Annotated in this window: 1 protein-coding gene; it reads right to left on the reverse strand. The window is 73.2% G+C overall.

Going from position 1 to position 448, the window contains the following annotated elements:
- Positions 1–49 precede the first annotated feature (49 nt).
- Positions 50–211 (reverse strand): hypothetical protein, encoded by a 162-nt coding sequence (locus D3D02_RS21120; protein ID WP_199241335.1) that lies wholly within the window; start codon positions 209–211, stop codon positions 50–52.
- Positions 212–448 lie beyond the last annotated feature (237 nt).

Consider the following 448-nt stretch of genomic DNA (forward strand, 5'->3'; position numbering starts at 1 on the left):
AGCAGCGCGAGACCGGGCAGGTACGCCCGGACCGCCTCGACGACCCCCGTCACAGCGCCTGGCCGACGAGGTGCGCGGCGACGATCCCGAGCCCCAGCGCGAGCGCCTGCCAGCCGCGGTCGAGCGCGGTCCAGCGGTCGACGAGCGACGGGCCGGCCGCGCCGGCGTCGCCCGCTCCCGCGTCCGTCCCGTCGGCGGCGTCCGATACCATACCCGTGGCTCGGCGCGCTCGCATTTATGCCGTGTGACTCGGGGCGTTCTCCGAGGGCGGGAGCCGGACGGCCGTCGGGCGGCGACCGAAAGAGGCAGGGCGCGGGAGGGTGTGGTGACCACAATCGATGTCCACCACGCAGATCAAAGACTCCGTCCACGGCTACATCGAGCTGCCGGACGCGCTCGTCGAGGGTGTCGTCGACACGCGACCGTTCCAGCGGCTGCGGTACGTCCA

This window comes from Halobellus sp. Atlit-38R, assembly GCF_003665925.1.
Taxonomy (GTDB): Archaea; Halobacteriota; Halobacteria; order Halobacteriales; family Haloferacaceae; genus Haloquadratum; species Haloquadratum inordinatus.

Excerpts from the sequence above, each read along its gene's own strand:
- D3D02_RS21120 (WP_199241335.1), bottom strand. The coding sequence starts at position 211 with ATGGTATCGGACGCCGCCGACGGGACGGACGCGGGAGCGGGCGACGCC.